The organism is Rhizobium sp. BK376, assembly GCF_004341625.1.
In the GTDB taxonomy this organism is placed as follows: domain Bacteria; phylum Pseudomonadota; class Alphaproteobacteria; order Rhizobiales; family Rhizobiaceae; genus Rhizobium.
In genome coordinates this window covers 42,087-64,629 of the sequence record NZ_SLZG01000020.1, presented here as the reverse complement: position 1 = coordinate 64,629, position 22,543 = coordinate 42,087, and the positions used below count along the sequence as shown (strand labels likewise).

Below are 22,543 nucleotides of genomic sequence, written 5' to 3'. Positions count from 1 at the left end.
TTCCCGATAGCGATCATGTCGTGCCTCGGTCATGGGTGATAAGGGTCTTGTGCCGATAGTTTCGCCTTTCCGGCCTCAAAGGCAATCATGCCGATCGCAATGCTTGGCCCGTCTACCTCCTCTCCGCGCGCTGCCGACAGACGCTTTGATGCGGGTCAACGCATTCCCGTTCTTTTGCTCTAGCATTGAACGGCGTGGCAAAAACGGTAGGGAAGATGGCTGGCCGGCGACCGTCGACTGAAGCCAAACGGGGCTTCGCATGGCATCCTTCGACATCGGGTATACGATCGGGCCGTTACAGGAATACCAGATCGAGCGTGCTTTTGTCGTCGCGCGGGCGGCAGTGCCGGCTTTGACGCTCACGTCCTGGCGTCATGTCACCGGTGGGGCATTGCGCCGAAGCTTCGTTGTCGCAACAGATGCGAAGGGCTATGTCCGCGGCCTGTGTCACGCCCGGTTCGTAAATCACCCGATCGTTGAACGGCTCCTTGATGTTGCGATCTTCGTTGTCGTAAGCCCGTTACAGGAACAAGAGATCGAGGCCTTGCTGATCGCCTTTCTGAAAAGGAAAGCGCTTGATGCAAGCTGTCGGTACCTGCGGATATGGCGCGCGCGCCTTCAGGACTGGAGCCTGCTTGACGACGAGGATTATCGTGATCGCTGGGATCATGGAACAGTTTATCCGCTTTGAACGATGTGCTGCCCGAGCCGTGATCCGGTGCGGGGTTGGTCGAGAGAAATCTCGCCGTTTTCAGCGTCCGGAAACCGTGACGATCCTCAATGATACGATAGTGTCTTCGCGGCACGGTCACGCCGCGACCGGCGGTCGGACGACGCTCGACGACGCCTGTTACACATTGTTACAAGTTCGCACGCTTTTTAACACTCGCGGCATCGGCATGTCACTTGCGACCGCTCAATTGTCTCCATCGACAGCACGGAGGGACGATCATGCTGCAGGCCGAAAATGTCTATTACCCAAAGGAACTTACCAACGGCGGGCTTCTCGGCTCCGAGCCGCACTGCCTCCAAGGGCTTTTCAGAAAGCAGCCGGTCGAGCATCTGGCGGCCGGCCAGTCGCTCTTTTTCGAGGGCGATGCGGCCAAGCATGTCTTCGAAGTCGTGGAAGGCGATCTTCGCATCTTCAAGATCATTTCCGACGGTCGCCGCGTCATCACCGGCTTCCTGCATACCGGGGATATCGTCGGCGTCTCGCTCAAGAACCACTATCTCTACAGCGCTGAAGCGATTACCGAGACCAAGGTCCGCCGCTTTTCACGCAAGGCCTTCGAGGCCGAGATCAGCAACTCGCCGGAATTGCGTCCGGAAGTTTTCGCCCATCTCTGCGACGAGATGGCCGCAGCCCAGGACCAGATGGTGCTTCTGTCACGCAAGAATGCCGAGGAGCGCGTCTGTAGCTTCCTGTTGAAGCAGCTTCGCCGTCACTCGGGTTGCCGCCAATCCAACGCCATTGTCGAATTGCCGATGACCAGGCTCGATATGGCCGACTATCTCGGCCTGACGATTGAAACGGTGTCGCGGACGATGACGAAGCTGACCAACAAGGGCATCGTGGCTTCGGTGGGTCGCCATTGCGTGCGCATCGTGAGGTACGCAACGATCGTGCAGCTCTCTGGCAATGACGACGAATATGATGGCGACGAACGTGCTGTAATCGCTTACGCTGGAGGAAAGCGCCACTGAGCCCGAAGTGATGAAAGACCAATGAGCGACAAATCCCGCCTCAGATTGACGACCGAAACGGAGCTTGACGAGGTGACACGCCTGCTCGGCGGCGCCAACGTCATTGTCCATGGGCTCGATGGCGTCATCAGCCGCTGGACCTACGGTTGCGAAACGCTCTACGGATGGTCAGGAAAGGAGGCCGTCGGCGAGGTCGTTCACGCGCTTTTGCAAACGAAATTCCCAAGGCCCCTGGATGAAATCCGCGAGGCGGTTCGACGTGAAGGCGCGTGGGAGGGGGAGGTCATGCACCGTCACAAGGACGGGCACACATTGTTCATCGCGACGCGCTGGGCCCTTGTCAAACAATCCTTCGCCCCCGACCCGATGATCATCCAGACTAACAACGATGTGACCAGCATGAAGAGAATCCAGGACGATCTGGCGGCAAGGGAGGCGCATCTGCGCTCGATCCTCGATACGATCTCCGAAGCGATGATCGTCATCGACGACACAGGCACGATCTCCTCCTTCAGTGCGGCGGCCGAACGACTTTTCGGCCATTCCGCCGCGCAGGTCTGCGGTCGCAACGTCAAGATTCTCATGCCGCAGCCCGACCGTGATGCGCATGACGGTTACCTCTCTCGCTACATGATGACCGGGGAGCGACGCATCATCGGTTACGGCCGTGTGGTGACCGGCCAGAGAAGGGATGGGTCGATCTTTCCGATGGAGCTTTCGGTCGGTGAGGCGATTGCAAACGGCAAACGCATCTTTACGGGTTTCATCCGCGACCTGACGAGCCGTCACAAGATCGAAGAGGAACTGCGACAGTCGCAGAAGATGGAGGCGATCGGACAGTTAACCGGGGGCCTTGCCCACGACTTCAACAATCTTCTGACCGTCATCAGCGGCAATCTTGAAATGATCGAGGACAAGTTGAAGGACGAGAAACTGCGGCCGCTCCTGCGGGAGGCGCAGGAGGCGGCCGATGACGGCGCCAAGCTGACAGGCCAGCTGCTTGCCTTCGGGAGGCGCCAGCCCCTCAATCCAAAACTCGTCGATGTCGGCGAACTCGTCCTTGGCTTTTCCGATCTCCTGCGGCGGACGCTTGGGGAGGCGATCGAGTTCCGTACGATCGTCGCCGGCTCGGCCAACAAGGCGCTCGTCGACGGATCGCAGCTGCAGAATGCCCTCCTCAACCTCGTTCTCAACGCCCGGGACGCCATGGTGCGTGGCGGCAAGCTTTCGATCGAGATCTCGCGCGTCAAGCTCGACATCGACTATGCGCAAATGTATCCGCAGGTGCGGACCGGCGACTATGTGCAGGTTTCGGTCACGGATACCGGCGGTGGCATGTCGGCAGAGGTCAAGCAGCGGGCTTTCGAGCCTTTCTTCACCACCAAGGGGGTCGGTTCCGGCACGGGTCTTGGTCTTTCCATGGTCTATGGCTTCGCCAAGCAGTCGGGCGGCCATGTTCAGCTCTATAGCGAGGCCGGGCAGGGCACGAGCGTCCGCCTTTTCCTTCCGGCAGCTCAAAGGGCGACTGGAAACCAGGCCGCGGAGGCAGGAAATGGAGAGGAACAACAGCCCGGCATCCCCCGGGGCTTCGAAAAGATCCTTGTCGTCGAGGATGATCCGCGTGTGCGCCGGGTCGCCGTTTCGCGCCTTGCCGATGCTGGTTACAATATTGTCGAGGCCGCCAATGGCCACGAGGCGCTGGATCGGCTGAAGGAACATCCCGACGTGGCCATGCTCTTCACCGATATCGTCATGCCCGGCGGCATGACCGGCGACGAGCTTGCCAATACCGTCCGGGCAATCATGCCCGGCATAAAGGTCCTGTTTACATCAGGCTATGCCGAGCCGACCATTGCCGGCCGCGAAATTGCTCACTCGGGAAGCTGGCTCAAGAAGCCCTATACGGCGCGTGAACTCGCCGTGCGCTTGCGCGAACTGCTTGATTAATTGGCTCCCGGCAGATCTCAGAGTGTTTGATGCTTATACACAGCCGTGAACTTGTCCAAGGCCGTGACAGTCTGGCGCGGGAATGCCTCAGAAGCTGGCTTCCTTGGCCTTCCTGCTCGGTCTCGAGCGCGACAAAAGATAGCGAGTATCGATGATTGATCTTGATCAGCATCAAGCTAGACTGCGGTCAATGTCCTCCTTCTAAGGGGATCTGACCATGGATCGATATGTTGCTCAACAAAAATCAAGCGATTTCAGGATATGCTCGAACAGGCACAGAATGATATCGAGCGAGAACGCCTGAGGCGTCTGATCGATCACGAGCAACCGCGGTTGCAAGACGCCGTTCAGCGCGAAGACAAGATCGGAAATGAGGCCAAAGGCTGATCTTGTCTCGCCAGTCGTTTGACCAGGTATCTGCTTGGTGAAAGTACTTTCCGAGCGGCAAACTCTTCAGCTTTGACCGATGATGTCATAGCATGCAGCGCTTGTGGCATTTCGCCGCTCGGAGTGGCTTCTGGCGGCTCATGTTCAGGCGAGCTTGGTCGTGACGCCAATGTTCCCGCGTGTCGCCTTCGAATAGGGGCAAATCTGATGCGCTTCATCGATCAGCGATTGAGCAATGTCGCGCTCGACGCCCGGAATGGTGACATTCAGGCGTGCCGTCAGCGAAAAGCCATCGGCATCCGACAGGTTGAGATCGACTTCGGCGTCGATCGTCACGTCGCCTCCGAGCGTTAGATGCTTCTTCTGCACGATGAGCCCGATGGCGCTCTCGAAGCAGGCCGACCAGCCTGCCGCGAAGAGCTGTTCAGGGTTGGTGCCGATGCGCGCCGTGCCGGGCACTCCCAGTCTGACGTCGAGACGCCCGTCGGAACTACGGGCGACCCCGTGTTCGCGGCCGCCGGTGACGTGGGTCTTCGCCGTGTAGAGGACTTTCGAGTTCATTTTCTGGTCCATGATGCACTCCTGTGTGGTTGGCTTGCGGGTGCCCCAAGGGACGACGTTCGCCTGCTCGATCAGGTGTCGGTTAGGTCGATAGTCGCCGGGGTGCGGGGGAGAGGACGGCCGCGCTGGCCGCCCTCGGAGTTCTTGATCAATACCGTCGTTCAGCCTGGGATCGATGATGGCAACGTCCGGAGCGGTGTCACGAAACCACGCTTCGGCTTGCCTGCAGGTCGTTGCGATGTGAAGGTCGGCCACTCCCGCCCGGTAAAACACGCCCTCGACGTCCAAAGCAATGAAAGGTTCGTCTTCGAGGACAAGCAGCCGATCGCCTTCAGTCTGGTCGAGTTTTCCATGTGACGCTCCCATGTGTGCGTCCCGATTGAACTGATGGCTTTCGTCGCAAGACTGCCTTTTCGGCCATGAACCTGAGGTGGACCGCAGCAATCTCGAAAGCGATATCCAGGCCGCTCCGGTCGGCTTGCAAACCTTGCCTTGGGCCGCTTAAGAGCGCTGAAACTTGATCGGCGTCAAGGAGATGGTGCGGCGGCTATGGGAGGAAAGACAAGGGAAACTGGCGGCAGGAAAGAGAGATGCAGCGCAAGCACAGATTCAATCTTGGGTATTTTTTCGTGGCGATGATGCTGATCGGCTTCTTCCAGCTCTGGCTTGCCTCAAGGGATGTAGTACCGGTCTCCTACACCGAGCTGATGCGGATGGTGGCCGATGGAAAGGTGCAATCGGTTACGCTCACCGAAACGATGATTGAGGGGACCTTCAAGCAACCGCAAAATGGCAAGACGCTGTTCGTGAGCAATCGCGTCGATCCCGCTGAGGCCGCCGCCTTCGAACATGCAGGCGTCGAAGTTACCGGCGGGACAGACAATAGCTGGCTGACCACGATCCTCTCCTGGGTTTTGCCGACATTGCTGTTTCTCGGCCTCTGGTATTTTCTCTTCCGGGGCTTTGCGGGACGCCAGGGAATGGGCGGCCTGATCAATATCGGCAAGTCACGGGCGAAGATCTATCTGGAGTGCAAGACGGGCGTCACCTTCGACGATGTGGCCGGCGCCGAGGAGGCCAAGGAGGAATTGCAGGAAATCGTCGCCTTCCTGAGGGAGGGGGACAAATATGGTCGGCTTGGCGCCCGCATCCCGAAGGGTACCCTCCTCGTCGGGCCGCCGGGAACAGGCAAGACCCTGCTCGCCCGCGCCGTTGCTGGCGAGGCAAACGTTCCCTTTTTCTCTATTTCCGGTTCCGAATTCGTCGAAATGTTCGTCGGCGTCGGGGCAGCCCGCGTCCGCGACCTCTTCCAGCAGGCAAGCCAGGCCGCACCCTGCATCATCTTCATCGACGAGCTCGACGCTCTTGGCCGCGCACGCAGCCCGCTGGTCGGCTATGGCGGCAGCGATGAAAAGGAGCAGACGCTGAACCAGCTGCTTTCCGAGCTCGACGGTTTCGATCCGCGGGTGGGCATCGTCCTGCTGGCGGCGACGAACCGCCCGGAAATCCTCGATGCCGCGCTTTTGCGGGCCGGCCGTTTCGACCGGCAGGTGGTGATCGACCGACCGGACCGGAAGGACCGTGCCGCCATCCTCGCGGTTCACGCGAAGAAGGTGGTGATGGCGCCAGACGTCAAGATTGACGACATTGCCGGCCTTACACCGGGCTTCACCGGCGCCGACCTCGCCAATCTCGTCAACGAGGCGGCGATCTTTGCGACGCGCCGCAACGGCGACACTGTCACCATAAAGGATTTCACGGAAGCGGTCGAACGCATCGTCGCCGGTTCGGAGCGGCGTAGCCGCCTCCTCAACGCGCAGGAGCGCGAACGGGTCGCCTATCACGAGATGGGCCATGCTTTAGCGGCGGCAGCACTTGCCAAGACCGACCCGGTCCAGAAGGTCTCGATCATCCCGCGCTCCATCGGCGCTCTCGGTTATACGCTGCAGCGCCCGACCGAAGATCGTTTCCTGATCACGCTTGGCGAGCTGCAGGAACGCATGGTCGCGCTGCTGGCAGGCCGCGCGGCGGAGGCGGTGATCTTCGGAGAAGTATCGACCGGTGCCGCCGACGACCTTGCCAAGGCAACCGACGTGGCGCGTGATTGCGTCACCCGTTTTGGCATGAGCCCGATTGGACAGGCGGTGCTTGAGCCGCAGCGCATGCAATGGCTGGGGGACGCCCGGCCGGAATTGCGGCAGAAGGATTATTCGGAAGCCACCGCGCGGGAAGTCGATATCGCCGTCCGCGGCATGCTCGATGAGGCCTATGAAAAGGCGAAGGTTCTGCTGAGCGCGCGCATCACCGATCTTCATGCCGGCGCCAAGTTGCTTCTCGAGCGCGAGACGATCACTCCTTCGGATTTCAAGCCTCTGCAGCGCCAGGACGGCGAGGTGACGACGGCGGCACCCGCCAGACAGCCAACGCCGGTGAGTTGAAGATCGCCGGCGATCTATTTCCCATCAGACGCTCCAACACCCGCCGCCGGCTCTTTCTGCTTTCGACGCCAATCGCCCAGGCGGCAGGGCTTAAGCGGCAGAACCCAAGTAGCGGCGCCAAACCACAGCGCCGCGCCGATCGGTCTCGTCGTCTGAGCTGCTTCATGGGCCGGATCGTTTTGACCCGAAAGCAGGCGGTTCAACCGGTCGGAGGACAGACGTCCGACGTCGCCGGAACCTGACTTGCGGGGCGCCCCTGAGAAGGGATCAGTTGGCTCTCATCATCGGGGTTGTCCCTGACTGCCGATCTGAGGATGTGATAGCGAACCTCGACAGCCCGCGCGATTGCGCGGCGACTGACGGCAGGAACCGACGGACGTTCGCGTTCAATGTCAAGCACCTGCTCGGCGAGCGCGTCATCTCTGATGACGTTGCGAAACCATGCCGAAAAATCGCCAGCCAGCAGATGATGCTGCCAGACCGGATCGCTTACCTCATCTGCAAGCGTCAGGAACTCCTCAAGGTTGCGCGCCCTCAGATTGGTTTCGAGGTTGGGGCCACGAAAATAGAAACTGTGTTCCGCGCCGACGTCGCCGGTCGCATACTTGCCCCTGTGGCGATGATGGATCTGTTTCGGGGAGACCCGTCTGAGGATTGACGGCGGCGCACCCGTTGCCGGCGACCAGAGGACAAATTCCTCGCTTGACAGACGTGGAAATTGTTTCGGGCATTCGATGCCGAGCGCTCCGGCATAGGACGCGATGAGCTCCGGCGCCGTGCTGCCCATGGCGATCAGCGTTGATATGTTCTTCAGGATGACAGGATGGATCATTGCAAGATCGACCGTGACCAGGATTGCACCCAATCCCGCCGTCGGCGCAGGCATCTTTTCCGCCTGCAGAAACGGCAGCACATGATGGGCCTCGTCGATGATCAACCAATGCGGCCTGCCCGAGTTCCTCCGCAGATGCCGGACGCTGCGCGCGAGGTTGGAAAACAGCCGCTTGCGCTCTTCGATGCTGAGCGCCAGCGTGCTGACGACGACGTTTATATCCGCCTGCAGCAGAAGGCGCAGGGCATCCTCGGTCGTGGGTGGTTCGCTGACCCCGCCGACCGTCACCGCATCCTTGAGCTGAAGATAGTCGCCCTCGGGATCGATGACGCAGAACTCCTGGCCCTTCTCCACCATGCGTTCGGTGAGCAGCGTCATGAAACTGGATTTGCCGCAGCCGGAATTTCCCGCAACGAGGATCAGCTCCTCCGGCGCGATATAAACCTTGTTACCCTGCTGATCGATACCGGCAAGGATGCCGCGCTTCGGCAGCGGCAGGATCCTGTGATCCTCCTCGACAAGGCGGCCGATCAGGTCCTTTACGCCGAGGCCGTGATCCCTTGCCAGCTCGATATCGACTTCGCGCTTGAGCGAAGGAACGGCGTTGGCGACGGCAGCCGAGCATCCGCAGGTGGCAAGAAAGGCATGGTCGTTCTCGGCATCGCCGATCGCGACGACGTTGAGCGGGGAGATGTCGAGATCCCTTAATGCCTGGCGCAATCCGGAAGCCTTGTTGACATTGGCAGGCAGCACCATCACCGCCCCCTTGTTGAAGGTGATCTGCATCTCCAGGCCTGTCTCGCGGATCGCCTGCATGACCAAGTGTTCATTCGGTTGCCAGGTGGCAACGATCGAGCGCCCCACAGAAATCGGCAGGACGCCCAATTCGGAAAGCCGGTTCAGAAACTGCTGCTGCGGCGGCGGCGCCAGCGAAACTTCCTGTCCGGTTGATGGATGGAAAAGCAGAGCTCCGTTTTCTGCGACGATGACGTCGAACACATCGAGATTGCGGCAAGCGTGCTGCAGGTCCACGATCTCACGGCCTGTCACCAACAGCAATTTCCGGCCGCTCTGCCGGACCCTTGAAAGTGCTTCGAGCGTCTCTTGTGTGACATGGCCGTTCTCGGCAATCGTGCCGTCATAGTCGACCGCGAGGGCAAGGAAGTACACCGGCAATCTCCTTCAGGATCTCGGATGAAATGCGTTATCGGGACAATGCTGCAGGCGCAGGGTCACGGACCATCCATACAGGCGGTCCGGGTGCGGCCGCCATGATCCCCGTCAATTATGGGAGTTTCAGCTTACGAGCCGGAATCAAAATCGAACCGACATGGACATGGCGCATGGATCGATGGGCGCCATCGCACGCCTGAAGTGGCGATCATGCTGCCAAGGTGGCATCGCCATCAGCTTGTCCCCCGGCATGCCGGACCCTATTGCAGCGACAAGGTCGTCCGGCTGCTTGCCGCGAGCCGTCACAGCAGGTCTGGAACGTAAGGTGCCGTACCATCACTCCGCGGAGCGATCAGGCGCTTCAGAGTAGCCGTCAACAGTTCTGAGAAGGATTCTGCACTCTTTGACCAACGCCGCTTACCGGCGTTGAGAACGGCCGCGCCGAACGAAGCGGGACGCTCAGCCCCGTTCGGCGTGGAATTGATGGAAGATAATCTCTACTCGGTCACGGCAAGGCTTGCGTGCATGCCTGCCTCATAGTGACCTTTGATATTGCAGAAGAGCATGTAGTTGCCGGGAACGAGTTTGACCTTGAGCGTTCCGTCCGCGCCGGGCTTCAAGTCGGAGACTTCGCCGAGGCTCTTCAACTGTTTCTCGTCGAGGCGGTGTTTCGCCTTGTTGAGTGGCATGGCCTGGTCAGCCGATTTAAGCTTAACCAGAACCATCTCGTGATTTTCGGTCATTGCATCATTGTGGACGGCGAATACGGTTTCACCTGCTTTCGCGGTTGATTGATCGAGTGCCAGGGTCATTGCGCCTCCACCTTCGCCTCCCTCGGTGACCTTGATCGTGGTTGCAGCGAAAGACGGAGTGGCGAGGCAGATAACTGCGAGTGCGGCAAGCGCGCTTTTGTAAAGTCTCATGCGATTTCGACCTTTCGTTAGACAGCCCGCGAACCGAATAGGTACTGACGCTGACGACCACCTGAACGAACATATCAAGCCGGAGACCCCAAACCCGGGCCTGACGAGCGAAAACCACATGGCGTTGGTCAGCGCATCGTCGAACCCCGGTTTGGCTCGGAATGGCACCTGTCTGGAATGCGTGGCAACGCCGATGATCGCACTTTCGTCGGACCTGCCCCCGACCGAGCTTCATGCGCGGGCGCAAACAGGTGCCAATGGAGCGTCCAGCATAAATTGATACAAGTTGCCGACGCTCGCGATTCTGACAATGGCGATGGAATCTGAGGTGAAACTTAGAATCATTGCTCCCGTCGTCACTGTGCACAGACCATTCGATGGGAACGAATTCTTCGATGACCGCAATCGATCGCTTTATCCGGATGATAATGCTGGCTGTCAAAGACAGCATAGGATTGCGCTCGGGTTTCATCGCATGGGGGGCCGGCATCACCGTCGCTATGATTTCGACCATTGCTCAAAATCCTGCGAGACCTTGCGCTGCGGTCAGGCTGGAGCGGTACGGCATCGATAGACCGGACCGTTCAACCGGGCTTTCGATGGCGAGCCATCTTCATGCTCGCTTGAACTCGTCGGTGAACCAACCCCTTACCTCCTGGCATGGCGATGACTCGCTCTCGAATTCGACATAGTGGCCATAGTCGCTGGCATCGAGCCAGTCGAGGAAGAGGCGAAAATCTGGAGCTTGATCCTTGCAGTGGGAGCGAGCATGCCATTTGTAGCATAACAGTCTGATGGCGTTCCGTGCTTCCAACTTTCCCACGCTCGTTCCAGTCACTTTCGCATTGCCGATCGATCAGTAGGTGGCCGGAACTCGCTCAACGTCAATCGTTGTCCCCACGCGAACCACGGAAAATACGCAAGCTGGTTCGCGCAGGCTTTAAGCATCGACACGCATTTTATGCAGTTGGGGCGTTTCAAAGGTGCGCTGGAAACGGTGGTCGAGATCGGATCTGCCGTTCTGACAAAAGTGGCCGACCGTCGATTGGAACCATGAACGGTGAGACAGCCGCCAGGGCCGAGAGATCGTGTGGCGAAGGGCGGGCGCCAACGGAAAGGCCGTAGGCAAATGGATTTCAACTCCGACCGCATTTCCACAGTCTTCGCGCTTGCCATCCGTCAGCCGGGACCTTTCGGTCGCGCTTGCCAGGAGTTCAGATTGTTGTCAGCAAACAGGAGCAGGCTATTCCTTCTGTTGGAGAATTGCGTTGCGAATATTGCTGGTCGAAGACAACGTTCTGTTCGGCGACGCCCTGAGGGAGCATCTCGCGGCGGCGGGTTGGACCGTGACCTGGGCAACCGGCTGCAGCCCTGCCGTAGACATGCTCCGCCTGTCGACATTTGATCTCGTATGTCTCGATCGGCGCCTACCGGATGGCGACGGCTTCGATATCCTTCGAAGCGGACTAATCTCTTGCCCGACACTCATCCTTTCGGCGTTCGATCAGCTGTCCGACGCGCTGGAGGCCCGCCGCTTGGGTGCGTCCGATTATGTGATCAAGCCGGTTAACCTGGATGCCATTTTGGATCGTCTTGCCGCGCTCGCCATGCAGCCAGCTCAGGCGCGGCGCGCGTGAGCGCTGATGTCGATCGAAAGGCCTCCAGACAGTCAGTGTCATCGTTCAGGTGCTTGTCAGCCAAATGACGCAGGTGATGCCCCGACCATTGGATTTGGAGGGCAGGAAATGAATTGGCTTCGTCTTCGTCGCATTTCGCTAGCCTCGGTGGTTGTCGCCGGGTCCGTCGGTCTGGCCTGCGGTGCTTACGCCGGCTACCTCCAGCTCAGCGACAATTTCCATCCGGTCATCGAGGGTGAGCTATACCGTTCCGCGCAGCCGACCGCGGACGAATTGGCCGCCTATGTCAGGGCGCATCGAATAAGGACCATCATCAATCTCCGCGGAACCCATCCGGGTACTCCATGGTATGACGACGAGGTGGCAATGGCCGATGGCCTCGGTGTCGAGCATGTCGACTTCGGCCTATCGGCTTCCAAGGTCGTTTCCGCACAACAGATCGACCAGCTCGTCACGGTCATGGAATCCGCGCCCCGGCCCATCCTGGTCCACTGCCAGTCCGGCGCGGACCGCAGCGGGCTTGTTTCTGCGCTGTTCGTACGAAGGATTGCCGGAATGGATGAGCGAACGGCTCAGGCGCAATTGTCGTTCTATTACGGTCACGTCGCAATCCCGGTGATCTCTGCTGCCTATGCAATGGATCAAAGCTGGCAAAACGCAGAGGCGCGCGACAGGAAGCACGCCCGGACAGTGGCGTTTGCGGCGTCGCTTCTACACTGAGGCTGCGGTCCGGGGTGGCATCTTTGATGGCCCCTGGTTCTGGGACAGCAATATCGCCGGCGAGGAGGCGAGATATGCTTGTCTGTTTCCCCTAAGCGCCGACGGCGTTTGATCAGACAATTTCAGTCTCGAAAGAAGATTGGACGACCTGTTTGTCACCTGAAGTTGACGCCCGCGATGCTGTCCTACAGACCATTCACGCAAGACAACCCTTACCGATGCTTTCGGCCGCCCGCCTGGTGGCGGCCTTCCTCGATCTGGCGGTATTTGCCTTGCTTTGCGGCCAAGGCGTTGATCCGCTGAAGGCGCAGGTGCTCAGCTTTGCGGTATTCCTGCTGTTTGCCGCAGCATCTTTCGTCAGGGCACGTCGGATCGGGAAGGTGGATGAGGCAAATGGAGCACCTGTCGCTCCGATCTGGTTCGGATTGATGATCGTCCAGCTGGTGGCATTGGCGATCCGGAGCGGCGTATTCGGTGTGGCATTCGTGACGCTCGGCCTTTCGCCTCTTCTGGCGATCGGACCAGCGATTGCCGCGAGCATTGCTGCGAGTTACGCGGGGCAGGTCCACATTGGGCCACAAGGCATCCTTCGCACGGGATGGCAACCGGCGCTTGTGATCGGGGCGATCATCTGCCTGGTGATCCTGAGGCTCCTGTTTCTGGGGCTGGTCAATCTCATTCCCGAAGAAACCTACTATTGGAACTACGCCCAGCACCTGGACATCGGATATCTTGATCATCCGCCGATGGTGGCCTGGCTCATCTGGCTTGGGACGCACACCTTCGGTGACAATGAATTCGGGGTGCGGATCGGCGCTTTTCTCAGTTGGTTTGCGACGGCAGCCTTCTCCTTCATGCTTGCGTTAAATCTCTTCGGCCGGCGGGCAGCGCTTGCCTCCTGTCTCCTCGTTTCAGTTATGCCGTTCTACTTTCTTTCCGGTTTCCTGATGGTGCCCGACGCCCCCTTGACCGCTGCCTGGGCGGGCACGCTCTTTTTCCTGGAACGGGCGCTGATCGGAGGCCGACGCTTTGGATGGCTCGGGGCAGGGGTCTTTATCGGGCTCGGAATGCTTTCGAAATACACGATTGCGCTGCTCGGCCCCGCTGCGCTTGCTTTTGTCCTTCTGGATCCGAAGGCGCGGCGCTGGCTTGCACGGCCGGATCCCTACGCGGCTGCAGTCCTTGCGGCAATCCTCTTCTCTCCGGTCGTCTACTGGAATGCAAAGCACGACTGGATGTCCTTCGCCTTCCAGGGATCGCGGCGTTTGAGCGAGGCGACGCACTTCTCGTTGCCGTCGCTTCTCGGCTACGCAGCCATCGTGCTCACGCCGACCGGTCTGGTCGCTGCGATCATCCTGCTCGTCTGCTGTACGGTTGCCATCTTCTCGTCGCGCAGCGCCCCGCAACGGCGAAAAGCCCTGTTTGCCGTCGTCTTTACACTGACACCACTCTACGCGTTTCTCGCCTTCAGCCTGTTTCACGAAAACAAGCCGAACTGGACGGGTCCCCTGTGGCTTTCCATTCTACCGTTTATGGCGGCAGCACTGGTCGAGCGGCCGCAACAAGAGCCATGGATCGCCACCCGCACGAGGGCAGCAGCAATCCCGACGATCGGAATCACGATCTCGGTGTTCGCACTGCTCCTGTCTTATGTCGCTCTCGGCGTCCCAGGGATCGGCTATCGCAACAACATCCGCACACTCCCCGTTGCATGGGACGAGTTCGGCAAAGCGGTGGCATCGATCGAACAGGCGGTGGCGACCAAGACAGACAAGCCGGTCGTGCTGATCGGAATGGACAAGTATTTCCTTGCCAGTGAGATGGCCTTCTACGTCCGCCCCCGGGGATCGCCCGCGGCCAATTCTATCGGACGCAGCGCGATCGGAAGCGATAGCCTTATGTATGATGTCTGGTTCCCACCCGATCTTAGCAGTGGGAACATCGCGCTCCTTGTCTCGCTGAGCAAGGCGGAACTGTCAAAGGATGATCTGGCAGCACGCTTCTCCGCGTTGAGCGACATCCACGAAGAGGTCGTCCGGAAGCGTGGAGCCGTCATCGGGAGCTTCTACTATCGGGTGGGCTACGATCTGAGCGGCTGCGGATCCGGCAGCCGGGGATGTCCGTCTACCGGCGACGACTGATCTCTTGCGACTGCGATGGCTGCCGAATTGCATTGGCCGGTTCAGCATCTTGTCAGGCTTTCATGAAACGGTGCGGCCATCGATAGTCGCTCTGGTGTCATGGCGGGCCACCGGGTGACGAAGATTCGTTGAAAGATCGGGAAAGCCGGGCATTGGTTTGCGCCACCGTTGGCCTTAGTATCAGGCCGGCGTCTTTTGCGAACGCGTCGATCCGACTGGCCCTTCCTCCTTGGGAATATGAGACGCACATGAGTTCATATTTTTCTGCTTCACTCGGTCACAGAGCGGAGAATTTGATATCCATCGGCACGTCCGGTCCCGAGCTTTCGATCGTCATTCCCACATTCAACGAGCGCGACAACATCGTCCCGACCATTGACCGCCTTCGCATGGCCCTTAAGGGCATCGCCTGGGAGGTCATTTTCGTGGACGACGATTCTGCCGACAGGACGCTCGATGTCGTGCGCAATCTGTCACAGCGCGACCGGCGCATCCGGGCCATTCGCCGCGTCAACCGCCGGGGGCTCGCAGGCGCCTGCGTAGAAGGAATTCTGTCTAGCTCGGCTCCTGTCGTTGCGGTGATGGACGCTGATCTCCAACATGACGAGACGCGACTTGCCAAGATGCTCGAGGTCATTCGTAGCGGCGAAGGCGATCTGGTCGTTGCCACAAGGCACGGCGAGGAACAGTCGTCTCAGGAGGCGATGACCCGCGTACGCCAGACGGGGAGCCGGGTTGCGATCCGGGCGGCGCAACGGCTCTTGGACGTGCGGACGACCGATCCGATGAGCGGCTTTTTCATGGTGAGGCGTTCGGTCGTGGAGACTGCTGCGCCAAAGCTCTCTCAGCAAGGCTTCAAGATTCTTCTCGATCTGATCGCATCGTCGCCCTCTAGCTTGAAGATTGCGGAAATTCCATATGTCTTCCGTCCGAGGCTTCACGGCGAAAGCAAGATGGATGCGTCGGTCGTGCTGGAATATCTGGGTCTGTTGCTCTCAAAGTGGTCCGGAGACCTTCTTTCGCCACGTATCCTGCTTTTCTGCATGGTGGGTTCGACGGGCGTCCTTATGCATCTGGCGGTCCTGCGCCTCATGCTTCTCCAAGGGATCACGTTTCCGATCGCTCAGCTTGCGGCGATGCTTGCAGCTGTTGTGTCGAACTACACGCTCAACAACGCCCTGACCTACAGGGACAGGCGCCGGAAAGGATGGCGGTTCGTGACCGGCCTCGTCCTCTTTTCGTTGCTTTGCAGTGTCGGTGTCGTCGCCGGTGTCGGGGTCTCGTCGCTCTTTTACAGCGAGCAGCCGAGATGGTGGCTCGCCGGCCTGGCAGGCGCAGTCATCGGATCGGCCTGGAACTACATCACCAGTTCCATGATCACCTGGCGCCATGCTCGATAAGACAGCCGGTCCGGCCTTCCGGATTGATGGAGACGTCGCGGTGGTGGCGGCGGTCGCCGCGCTCACGATATTCAGGCTGCTGGCCATGGCTCACATCGGGCTGGTTCCCGATGAAGCCTACTATTGGCTTTGGTCGAAAGCGCCGTCTGCCGGCTACTATGACCATCCACCCATGATCGCGTGGTGGATATGGCTCTCGACAAAAATCGCGGGCGAGGGCGCTTTTGGTGTTCGCCTGTTCCCGGTCCTTTCAATTGCCGTTACGTCTTGGGCGACCTACATGACGGCGATCGAGCTGTTCGGCGACAGGGCGATTGCAAGGACCGCAGCCATCTGGGTCAATGCGATGTTCCTGATTGGACTGGAACACGTGTTCGCAACGCCCGACGCACCGTCGACCATGTTCTGGGCCTTGACCACCCTTGCTCTTTCACGCCTTCGCCGAACCGGCTATGCGCCGATATGGCTCGTCGTCGGCCTGCTTGCGGGCGCGGGATGCGTCTCGAAATACACCAATCTCTTCCTCGGTCTGGGCATTCTCGCATGGCTGGCGCTGGATCCCGCGGCACGCCGTTTTCGATTCGATCCGTGGGTTTTTCTTGGAGGCGCCGTCGCTTTCCTGACGTTTCTGCCCGTGCTTGTCTGGAACGCGTTCCACCATTGGGTCTCGTTTGAAAAGCAGTTTGGAAGGATCGGGCACGGGGCGGCGGGTAACTCGCACACGGCTGAATTTCTTGCCGGACAAATCGGGCTGATCAATCCGGTCCTCGCCGTTCTCGCCTCAGTTACCGTCTGGACCTATCTTCGCCGGCGGCCCCTGTTTGCCAGGAGCCCGCAAACCTTCCTGATCGCACTCAACGCGCCGCTTTGTTTGTATATGATCGTCCAGTCGCTTCACGACCGCGTCCATCCGAACTGGACGGCGCCTCTCTACCCGGCTATGGCCATCCTGGCGTCGCTTGCGGCAACAGACGGCCTTTCGTCGACATGGCTCGTCAGGGTTTCGCGTTGGGCCACTCCGATCGGGATCGGGCTTACCAGTCTGATTTTGGCGGCTTATGCCACGCCCCTCGGTCGTAACGTCCCCTTGCGTTCACCGGCCGACAATGTCCTTGGCTGGCGTGGACTTTATCGAGGCCTGGACGACATGCGCCACCGAAATGCGGCCCAGTGGATCGCCACCACCGACTATGGCCTGACAGCAGAACTGGCGTTTCAGGCAAAGGGCGAAGTCCCGATCATCCAGATCGTTGACCGGCAGCGCTACACGTTCGAGAACCCGGATCCATCGGTCCTCGACAAGACCGGCCTTCTGGTCGTATCGGCAGCCGAAGAGGAGCGTTTCGACCGATACAAACAATGTTTCGGCGCGTCTTCTCCAGTGGAAACGATCCATCGTGAAGCCGGCGATCGACAGATCGAGCTCTATTTTGTCGTTACAGTTTCGCGTGCGCCGGCCGATCTGCTCTCAACAGGATGCGGCCTTTAAGAAGCATGGTCGGCTCGTCGCGGCTGCCGGTTCATGAAATCGGTCTTGCAACGATTTCGCAGATCGTCGCCGTCGCTCAGCAGGTTCTGTCGTCTGACGACCCACGACGAGGCTGGAGAAGCCGGGATCTCTCGCCTGGGTGGCGCGTCGCACCCTAAGGCTGTCGTGCATGTGGCCCGTTCGCGCATCCCCTGATGGTGGAATTCTCGGCCGCCCCGATGCCTGTTATATTTTGCTTGTCGGAAGTCGTCATGACACGCGTTCGGGCGGCAGCACGGCGACCGCCAGTCGACAGCATGGCCCTTGGCCGGGCGAGCGACGTTTGCGGAGGATTTTTCTCACATCCTTTTGAGAGAAGTCAAAGAATTTGAAGGGCATGGAGCTCAACGTCTTCAGGTACCTGTCAGGCTTGTTCGCCATCTTTTTGGCCAGCGGCATGGAGTGTCAGACAAATCAATGGTGAACCTCAACCTTCGAAGGATCTCATACGCTGTTGTCGTTGCCACCGGATCTGTTGCCGCAGGGTGCGGTGCCTATGTCGGCTACCTGCAGGTGAGCGGAAATTTTCATCAGGTCATTCCGGGCGAGCTTTATCGTTCCGGGCAGCCGAGCGCCGAGGACCTCGGAGCATATGTCCAGACTTACGGAATAAAAACCGTCGTAAACCTTCGTGGCTTCCACCCGGAGAAGGCTTGGTACAGAGACGAGGTTGCGATGTCGAAGGGACTCGGTGTGACACACATCGATTTCGGGATCTCCGCCTCAAAGGATCTACCGGCGGAAAAGGCGGCTCAACTGGTCGCCTTCATGAAGTCGGCGCCAAAGCCCATCCTCGTGCACTGCCAGTCAGGCGCGGACAGAAGCGGGCTTGTCGCCGCGCTTTATGTCCATCAGGTCGCAGGCCAGAGCGAGGAAACGGCGCGAGGCCAACTGTCCTTCTACTACGGGCATGTGGGTATCCCGCTGCTCTCCGCCGCCTATGCGATGGACCGCAGCTGGCAGGCGATAGAAACCCGCGACAATCATCAGATCTCGGCCGCCGCCAACCGGGTCGAAGCACTTCGCTGAACACCGCGACGATCGACAATCGCCCGGACGTCGGAGATCCCGTCCCCCGAGATCCCTAGCCATGAACGATAGAAGCTGATCAAGATGATGCCAACGAGATACTCGATCCCGCAGCGGCTGCTGCACTGGGCCATGGCCGCCCTGGTGTTTTTCAACCTGCTTTTTCCCGACGGAATGAACGTCTGGCATCGTATGGTCCGAAATGGACAGATACCGTCAGGCGCCGACATAGCAAGTGCCAATATCCATGCCTATGCGGGAATTGCCATCCTGCTGCTCGCCGTCCTTCGCCTCGCCCTGCGTACAATATCTGGGGTGCCGCCCGAGCCTGCCGGCCAACCCCTAATCTTCCATTACCTCGCATCGCTCACCCACATTCTCCTATACCTCCTCATATTTGCGATGCCTTTGACGGGGATTGCCGCCTATTATTTCGGTGCGAGCACAATCGGCTCATTGCATGCCGGACCGATCAAGGTGCTCTTGTGGATCACGATCTGTGCCCATGTTGCCGGTGCGCTGATGCAGCATTTCTACTGGAAGACGGACGTGCTGCGCCGAATGACGATCGGCTGAAAAAGATCAAGCGGCATGGGTGAGGCCAGGCGCGGACTGACCAACGTCATTGCGGCAGTCATTGGAATCCAACCAAGTGCCCGTTCCTTGTCTTGAACGCTGGAGCCGCCTCGGCAGCCTGGCAAAGGAAGCCAGGGAATTCTCGTGATGGTTTGTCGCCGAGACATGGACTTGGCTCATCGTTTGGTTGTGCAGTTCCGTCGCTGTCAGTATCCGGTACGCCCGAAACAAACTGATTATGCAGGTCACGGTGCTCATTCAAAATGAGGCCGGGAACGTGTCAGTGCGGCAATAGTCGCGGATATCGTCGTCAATAAGTTCGAAATAATATTGAGCGCATATTGCGAGCGACTTAGTACGGTCGCGAACGAGTTTACCTACCCAAAGGATCTTGCCGATGATTGATGACACGACCATTGCCCCTGCAATCGAAACCGCATCCGCGGATGCCGCTTCCACTGCAAAGGAAAAGAAGACTCGTGCGCCGAGAAAGCCCAAAGTTGCTCCAGAAGCGGTTGCTGATACTTCGGTAAGCGCGCCTGTCAAGAAGCCCCGTGGCCCGGCGAAAAAAGCAAAGGCGTCGCCGCCTGCAGCGGCTGCGCCGGTCGCTAAGGCATCTGCCCCGGAAAAGAAGCCGACAGCTGTCAAGACCGGGCCGGCTGAGCGTGGCCCGCCGCAAATCGAGGCCGCACCGGTTGAGACGGACGGTTTTGCAGATCTCCTGAAGCTTGAGGAAGAGAACCAGATGCTTCGCAAGGCACTCTCCGAAAAGCTTCGCGCAGAAAACGCCGAACTCCGCAAGAAACTCGGAACGGCTTGACCGCAGATTTACGGCAGAAGTCGTGACTAAAGACCGGGCTCGCATTGCAAGCCCGGCCTCCCGCTCAGTACTATGGGACCAAGCAAACGAGTCGGGAGTTTGGGATCGATGCGATCACCATGGCAGCTAATCAAGGGCCTTGCATCGCGCCGCAAGACCGAAGAAACCGATGCGACGCCGGATGAGGCGGCTGCCGCTGAGCCATCGGGTGAGGAGCTCGCGCCGAGCCAGGCGCTCCAACCTGAATTGAACGTGGTCCCGGCTTCAATCCCTGATTTAACCGTTGAAGAGAACGAGACGGACCGGCAGGTCGAGCCGACCGATGCCGAGACTGTGCCGCCCCCGCCAGTGCCGCAAATTGGTCCGTCGCCTTCTGAGCAGCCCCCGGAAAGTGCTGTCGAAAGACAGGATCATCCAACACCGGTCCTTTCCGCCATTCAGGTTGCCGAGAAAGATCCGGGTGCGGCAATTGTCACAGAAGGCCAGATAGAGCGGCGAACAAGAGCGCCTACGGCCCGAAAAGCCGTTGCCAGGCCGGCGGTCGTGACGATCGCAGTAGAGCAGCCGGTACAGGCAAAGAAGACGGTTCTCGACGAAGCGATGGAGCTGGACCGGGAAATTGAAGGCTTGAGATCGCAACTATCAGCCAAGCTCGTCGAGCAGAACCGGCAGCTGCGCCGAATGCTTGAGCGTTATAACGGCAGATGAACCTCGGCGCAGCGCTGCCGCACAGAGCACCTGTAAACTATTCACCAACCGGCCATCCCAGCCTAAGTAAACAGTTGCACCGTCGCAGGCAGGGGACAAGCTGGGATCCGGCCATGTCTTCCGATCAGTCGGACGACCAAGTCCCCGACGATTGCAGGCGCTGGAAGCAAACTATGACGGTCACCACTGCCAAGTCTACCAGCTTGGGCGCTGAAGGGGTGCGCTGTTGCATTGATCGATATGCAGCGGCTTTCGATACTTTCGGACCGCGTAGATGCCGTCGATAACGGAGCTCCGGTTCTGCAAATGAACTCCATGCGATCTGGCTGGGCGAATATTGATAAGGTCACAGCGCCCCTTGCGCTCAAACGGAGCAGGAAGGCGGTTATTATTGCTCGTCTGCTTTCGGTTTCGCGAATCGAACTCCGGCGCCGGCGCCGTTTTCTTGGATGAACTCGATCCCAGCTCGTTCGAATGCCGCCTGTATCGCTTGTATCGTGGCCGCATGGCCGGGTCGCCCTGCTTCTATTCGAGTGACGGTAGCCGCTGTAACGGCTGCGCGCTTGGCCAAGTCTCGGACACCCCATTTTAGCGCGGCTCGCGCCATCCGAACTTGATCACCTGATATCATATCATAACCTTGACATTATTTATGCAATCTTTCAGACTCTTTTGGCGATCGGAAAATCCGCGATCGCGGCCAAGCAAGGCGCTGCAAACACCCTGCTTGACCTACCACAATCTAGCTTGCTGGAGCTTGGATCATGGCTGATTCTGAGAATAGCAGAACTTTGTCTACAAACTCCCCTGGAAACTTGTTGTCGTCCGTGACGATCTTCCTGGGGACCTTGCCTGAAAAGATCGCCGTCGACGTTCCCGCCGAGGCAGCCCGCTGCATCGGCGAGGATACTGTGATTCACGCTTGGGGACGCTGGTATGCCGCCCACACCCGGCAGAACGAGCTGTCCCGGCGGCAGCAGCGGCTGGAAAGGAAGCTCTTGCGTAAGGTCGGTGGATTTCCGCTCGTCGAACTGACCGTTCCCGATCGGTCCACGCCTATTTCGGCTCGCACGGCTGACGAAATCGATCGCCTCCTGCCCGGGTTGGAGATGGAAGAGGCGCGCACCGTCGCCAAAGCCGAGCTGGCGAGCGTTCGAAACGCCTGGAACAAGGCCGATTCAGAATTGGGTTACAGCGCGGCCTACGCCGCCGAGAACCAAGCCGCTGATCGCACCATGGATCTCGCACACGCTCTTTTGCGCGCCCAAGCGCTCTCCATCATTGGCGTCATTGCAAAACTACATTGCCTTATCGAGATGGAAGAACCGAGCGTAAGCATTGGGGAGACCCCTGGCCGGAATTGCGCGCGGTTCTGCTCGATCTTCTGTTGCTAAACGAACGCGGGAGAGAGGAGGAGCGCGCATCGAGCCTCTCCTGACACCTCACAAACCGGAATCGAACGGGCCGGTCCGATGCTTATCTGTCGTTGGTGAGCAGAGGTTCCAGGCTTAGTTGAGTGGCTTCGTCAACCGACCGATCTCGCTTTCGCATGTGAGAGCCGGCTCGGTGCAAGGGCTCGCGACGCACCGGAACCTGTGGAAATACTACAATTGAAGCCGGATAAGGATGACAAGCCCGTGACACGTGGCAGTTCCGGTGCATAGGCTTTCCTGTATTTCGCAGGAGCTGTCATGACCACCACCAATGAAATCGCCGATAAGATCGCAGCCGATCATGGACTGACGAAGTCCCAGGGAAAGACGATCGTAGAAGCGGTGTTTGCCTCTATCATCGCAGCCGCCACCTCTGGCGCTGAAACGTCAATTCCAGGCTTCGGTAAGTTCAAGGTAAAGGATACGCCAGAGCGCGATGCGCGCAATCCCGCGACTGGCGCGGTCATCAAGGTCGCGGCCGCCAGGAAGCTCGGCTTCACACCTGCAAAGGCTGTGAAGGATTCGCTGAACAAGTAATAGCGGACTTGGGGGCGCGCTCGGCCACATCCTCCATCGGCGGGACCTT

At 59.2% G+C, this 22,543-nt stretch carries 19 protein-coding genes; 15 read left to right on the top strand and 4 right to left on the bottom strand.

The window, feature by feature from the left end; all coding sequences use genetic code 11:
• Positions 1-259: 259 nt before the first annotated feature.
• From EV561_RS29205 to EV561_RS29195, 3 genes are all read left to right on the top strand, one after another.
• On the top strand, positions 260-691 hold the full coding sequence (locus EV561_RS29205) for a hypothetical protein (RefSeq protein ID WP_132527082.1): 432 nt from the start codon (positions 260-262) through the stop codon (positions 689-691).
• A 260-nt stretch (positions 692-951) separates the two neighbouring features.
• Complete coding sequence (locus tag EV561_RS29200) at positions 952-1,704, top strand: cyclic nucleotide-binding domain-containing protein (protein ID WP_132527080.1); 753 nt, start codon at positions 952-954, stop codon at positions 1,702-1,704.
• A gap of 21 nt (positions 1,705-1,725) precedes the next feature.
• The gene (locus EV561_RS29195; RefSeq protein WP_132527078.1) at positions 1,726-3,651 is read left to right on the top strand and encodes a PAS domain-containing sensor histidine kinase; all 1,926 of its coding nucleotides are present in this window, start codon (positions 1,726-1,728) and stop codon (positions 3,649-3,651) included.
• 531 nt (positions 3,652-4,182) lie between these two features.
• Here EV561_RS29195 and EV561_RS29190 read toward each other — a convergent pair.
• Complete coding sequence (locus EV561_RS29190) at positions 4,183-4,599, bottom strand: organic hydroperoxide resistance protein (RefSeq protein ID WP_132527143.1); 417 nt, start codon at positions 4,597-4,599, stop codon at positions 4,183-4,185.
• 590 nt (positions 4,600-5,189) lie between these two features.
• On the opposite strand from EV561_RS29190, the gene ftsH reads away from it, so the two are divergent.
• A complete protein-coding gene (gene ftsH, locus EV561_RS29185; protein ID WP_132527076.1) occupies positions 5,190-7,037 on the top strand; it encodes an ATP-dependent zinc metalloprotease FtsH in 1,848 nt (615 codons plus the stop codon).
• 199 nt (positions 7,038-7,236) lie between these two features.
• Here ftsH and EV561_RS29180 read toward each other — a convergent pair whose 3' ends face one another.
• Positions 7,237-9,039 (bottom strand): HAD-IIB family hydrolase, encoded by a 1,803-nt coding sequence (locus EV561_RS29180; protein WP_132527074.1) that lies wholly within the window; start codon positions 9,037-9,039, stop codon positions 7,237-7,239.
• Positions 9,040-9,539: 500 nt separating this feature from the next.
• Positions 9,540-9,965 (bottom strand): plastocyanin/azurin family copper-binding protein, encoded by a 426-nt coding sequence (locus tag EV561_RS29175; RefSeq protein WP_132527072.1) that lies wholly within the window; start codon positions 9,963-9,965, stop codon positions 9,540-9,542.
• Positions 9,966-11,233: 1,268 nt separating this feature from the next.
• On the opposite strand from EV561_RS29175, the gene EV561_RS29170 reads away from it, so the two are divergent.
• The 9 genes from EV561_RS29170 (at position 11,234) to EV561_RS29130 (ending at position 20,524) form a co-directional block, all read left to right on the top strand.
• A complete protein-coding gene (locus EV561_RS29170) occupies positions 11,234-11,602 on the top strand; it encodes a response regulator (RefSeq protein WP_165927952.1) in 369 nt (122 codons plus the stop codon).
• A gap of 108 nt (positions 11,603-11,710) precedes the next feature.
• Positions 11,711-12,322 carry a tyrosine-protein phosphatase gene (locus EV561_RS29165; RefSeq protein ID WP_132527068.1) on the top strand — a complete coding sequence of 204 codons (612 nt, stop codon included), beginning with the start codon at positions 11,711-11,713 and terminating at the stop codon, positions 12,320-12,322.
• Positions 12,323-12,474: 152 nt separating this feature from the next.
• The gene (locus tag EV561_RS29160) at positions 12,475-14,463 is read left to right on the top strand and encodes a glycosyltransferase family 39 protein (RefSeq protein WP_132527066.1); all 1,989 of its coding nucleotides are present in this window, start codon (positions 12,475-12,477) and stop codon (positions 14,461-14,463) included.
• 248 nt (positions 14,464-14,711) lie between these two features.
• The gene (locus tag EV561_RS29155) at positions 14,712-15,863 is read left to right on the top strand and encodes a glycosyltransferase family 2 protein (protein ID WP_132527064.1); all 1,152 of its coding nucleotides are present in this window, start codon (positions 14,712-14,714) and stop codon (positions 15,861-15,863) included.
• Positions 15,853-17,352 carry a glycosyltransferase family 39 protein gene (locus EV561_RS29150; protein WP_132527062.1) on the top strand — a complete coding sequence of 500 codons (1,500 nt, stop codon included), beginning with the start codon at positions 15,853-15,855 and terminating at the stop codon, positions 17,350-17,352. The genes EV561_RS29155 and EV561_RS29150 overlap by 11 nt, the downstream gene beginning before the upstream one ends.
• Positions 17,353-17,793: 441 nt before the next feature.
• Positions 17,794-18,420, top strand: coding sequence for a dual specificity protein phosphatase family protein (locus tag EV561_RS29145; protein WP_245513041.1), 627 nt, complete (start codon positions 17,794-17,796; stop codon positions 18,418-18,420).
• Positions 18,421-18,504: 84 nt separating this feature from the next.
• The gene (locus tag EV561_RS29140) at positions 18,505-18,996 is read left to right on the top strand and encodes a cytochrome b/b6 domain-containing protein (RefSeq protein WP_245513039.1); all 492 of its coding nucleotides are present in this window, start codon (positions 18,505-18,507) and stop codon (positions 18,994-18,996) included.
• 397 nt (positions 18,997-19,393) lie between these two features.
• The gene (locus EV561_RS29135) at positions 19,394-19,816 is read left to right on the top strand and encodes a hypothetical protein (protein WP_132527060.1); all 423 of its coding nucleotides are present in this window, start codon (positions 19,394-19,396) and stop codon (positions 19,814-19,816) included.
• Between the two features lie 108 nt (positions 19,817-19,924).
• The gene (locus EV561_RS29130; protein WP_132527058.1) at positions 19,925-20,524 is read left to right on the top strand and encodes a hypothetical protein; all 600 of its coding nucleotides are present in this window, start codon (positions 19,925-19,927) and stop codon (positions 20,522-20,524) included.
• A gap of 388 nt (positions 20,525-20,912) precedes the next feature.
• Here the strand turns inward: EV561_RS29130 and EV561_RS29125 are convergent, their stop codons facing one another.
• A complete protein-coding gene (locus EV561_RS29125) occupies positions 20,913-21,155 on the bottom strand; it encodes a helix-turn-helix transcriptional regulator (RefSeq protein ID WP_281026227.1) in 243 nt (80 codons plus the stop codon).
• A gap of 187 nt (positions 21,156-21,342) precedes the next feature.
• On the opposite strand from EV561_RS29125, the gene EV561_RS29120 reads away from it, so the two are divergent.
• Positions 21,343-21,918, top strand: a complete 576-nt coding sequence (locus EV561_RS29120; protein WP_132527054.1) for a hypothetical protein — start codon at positions 21,343-21,345, stop codon at positions 21,916-21,918.
• A 297-nt stretch (positions 21,919-22,215) separates the two neighbouring features.
• Positions 22,216-22,494: an HU family DNA-binding protein gene (locus EV561_RS29115; RefSeq protein ID WP_132527052.1), complete on the top strand. Its 279-nt coding sequence runs from the start codon at positions 22,216-22,218 to the stop codon at positions 22,492-22,494.
• Positions 22,495-22,543: the final 49 nt, after the last annotated feature.

Coding starts and splice junctions, on each gene's coding strand:
- EV561_RS29195 (WP_132527078.1), top strand. CDS start 1,726: ATGAGCGACAAATCCCGCCTCAGATTGACGACCGAAACGGAGCTTGAC.
- EV561_RS29175 (WP_132527072.1), bottom strand. CDS start 9,965: ATGAGACTTTACAAAAGCGCGCTTGCCGCACTCGCAGTTATCTGCCTC.
- EV561_RS29150 (WP_132527062.1), top strand. CDS start 15,853: ATGCTCGATAAGACAGCCGGTCCGGCCTTCCGGATTGATGGAGACGTC.
- EV561_RS29155 (WP_132527064.1), top strand. CDS start 14,712: ATGAGTTCATATTTTTCTGCTTCACTCGGTCACAGAGCGGAGAATTTG.
- EV561_RS29165 (WP_132527068.1), top strand. CDS start 11,711: ATGAATTGGCTTCGTCTTCGTCGCATTTCGCTAGCCTCGGTGGTTGTC.
- EV561_RS29135 (WP_132527060.1), top strand. CDS start 19,394: ATGATTGATGACACGACCATTGCCCCTGCAATCGAAACCGCATCCGCG.
- EV561_RS29205 (WP_132527082.1), top strand. CDS start 260: ATGGCATCCTTCGACATCGGGTATACGATCGGGCCGTTACAGGAATAC.
- EV561_RS29115 (WP_132527052.1), top strand. CDS start 22,216: ATGACCACCACCAATGAAATCGCCGATAAGATCGCAGCCGATCATGGA.
- EV561_RS29200 (WP_132527080.1), top strand. CDS start 952: ATGCTGCAGGCCGAAAATGTCTATTACCCAAAGGAACTTACCAACGGC.
- EV561_RS29190 (WP_132527143.1), bottom strand. CDS start 4,599: ATGAACTCGAAAGTCCTCTACACGGCGAAGACCCACGTCACCGGCGGC.
- EV561_RS29130 (WP_132527058.1), top strand. CDS start 19,925: ATGCGATCACCATGGCAGCTAATCAAGGGCCTTGCATCGCGCCGCAAG.
- EV561_RS29125 (WP_281026227.1), bottom strand. CDS start 21,155: ATGATATCAGGTGATCAAGTTCGGATGGCGCGAGCCGCGCTAAAATGG.
- EV561_RS29140 (WP_245513039.1), top strand. CDS start 18,505: ATGATGCCAACGAGATACTCGATCCCGCAGCGGCTGCTGCACTGGGCC.
- ftsH (WP_132527076.1), top strand. CDS start 5,190: ATGCAGCGCAAGCACAGATTCAATCTTGGGTATTTTTTCGTGGCGATG.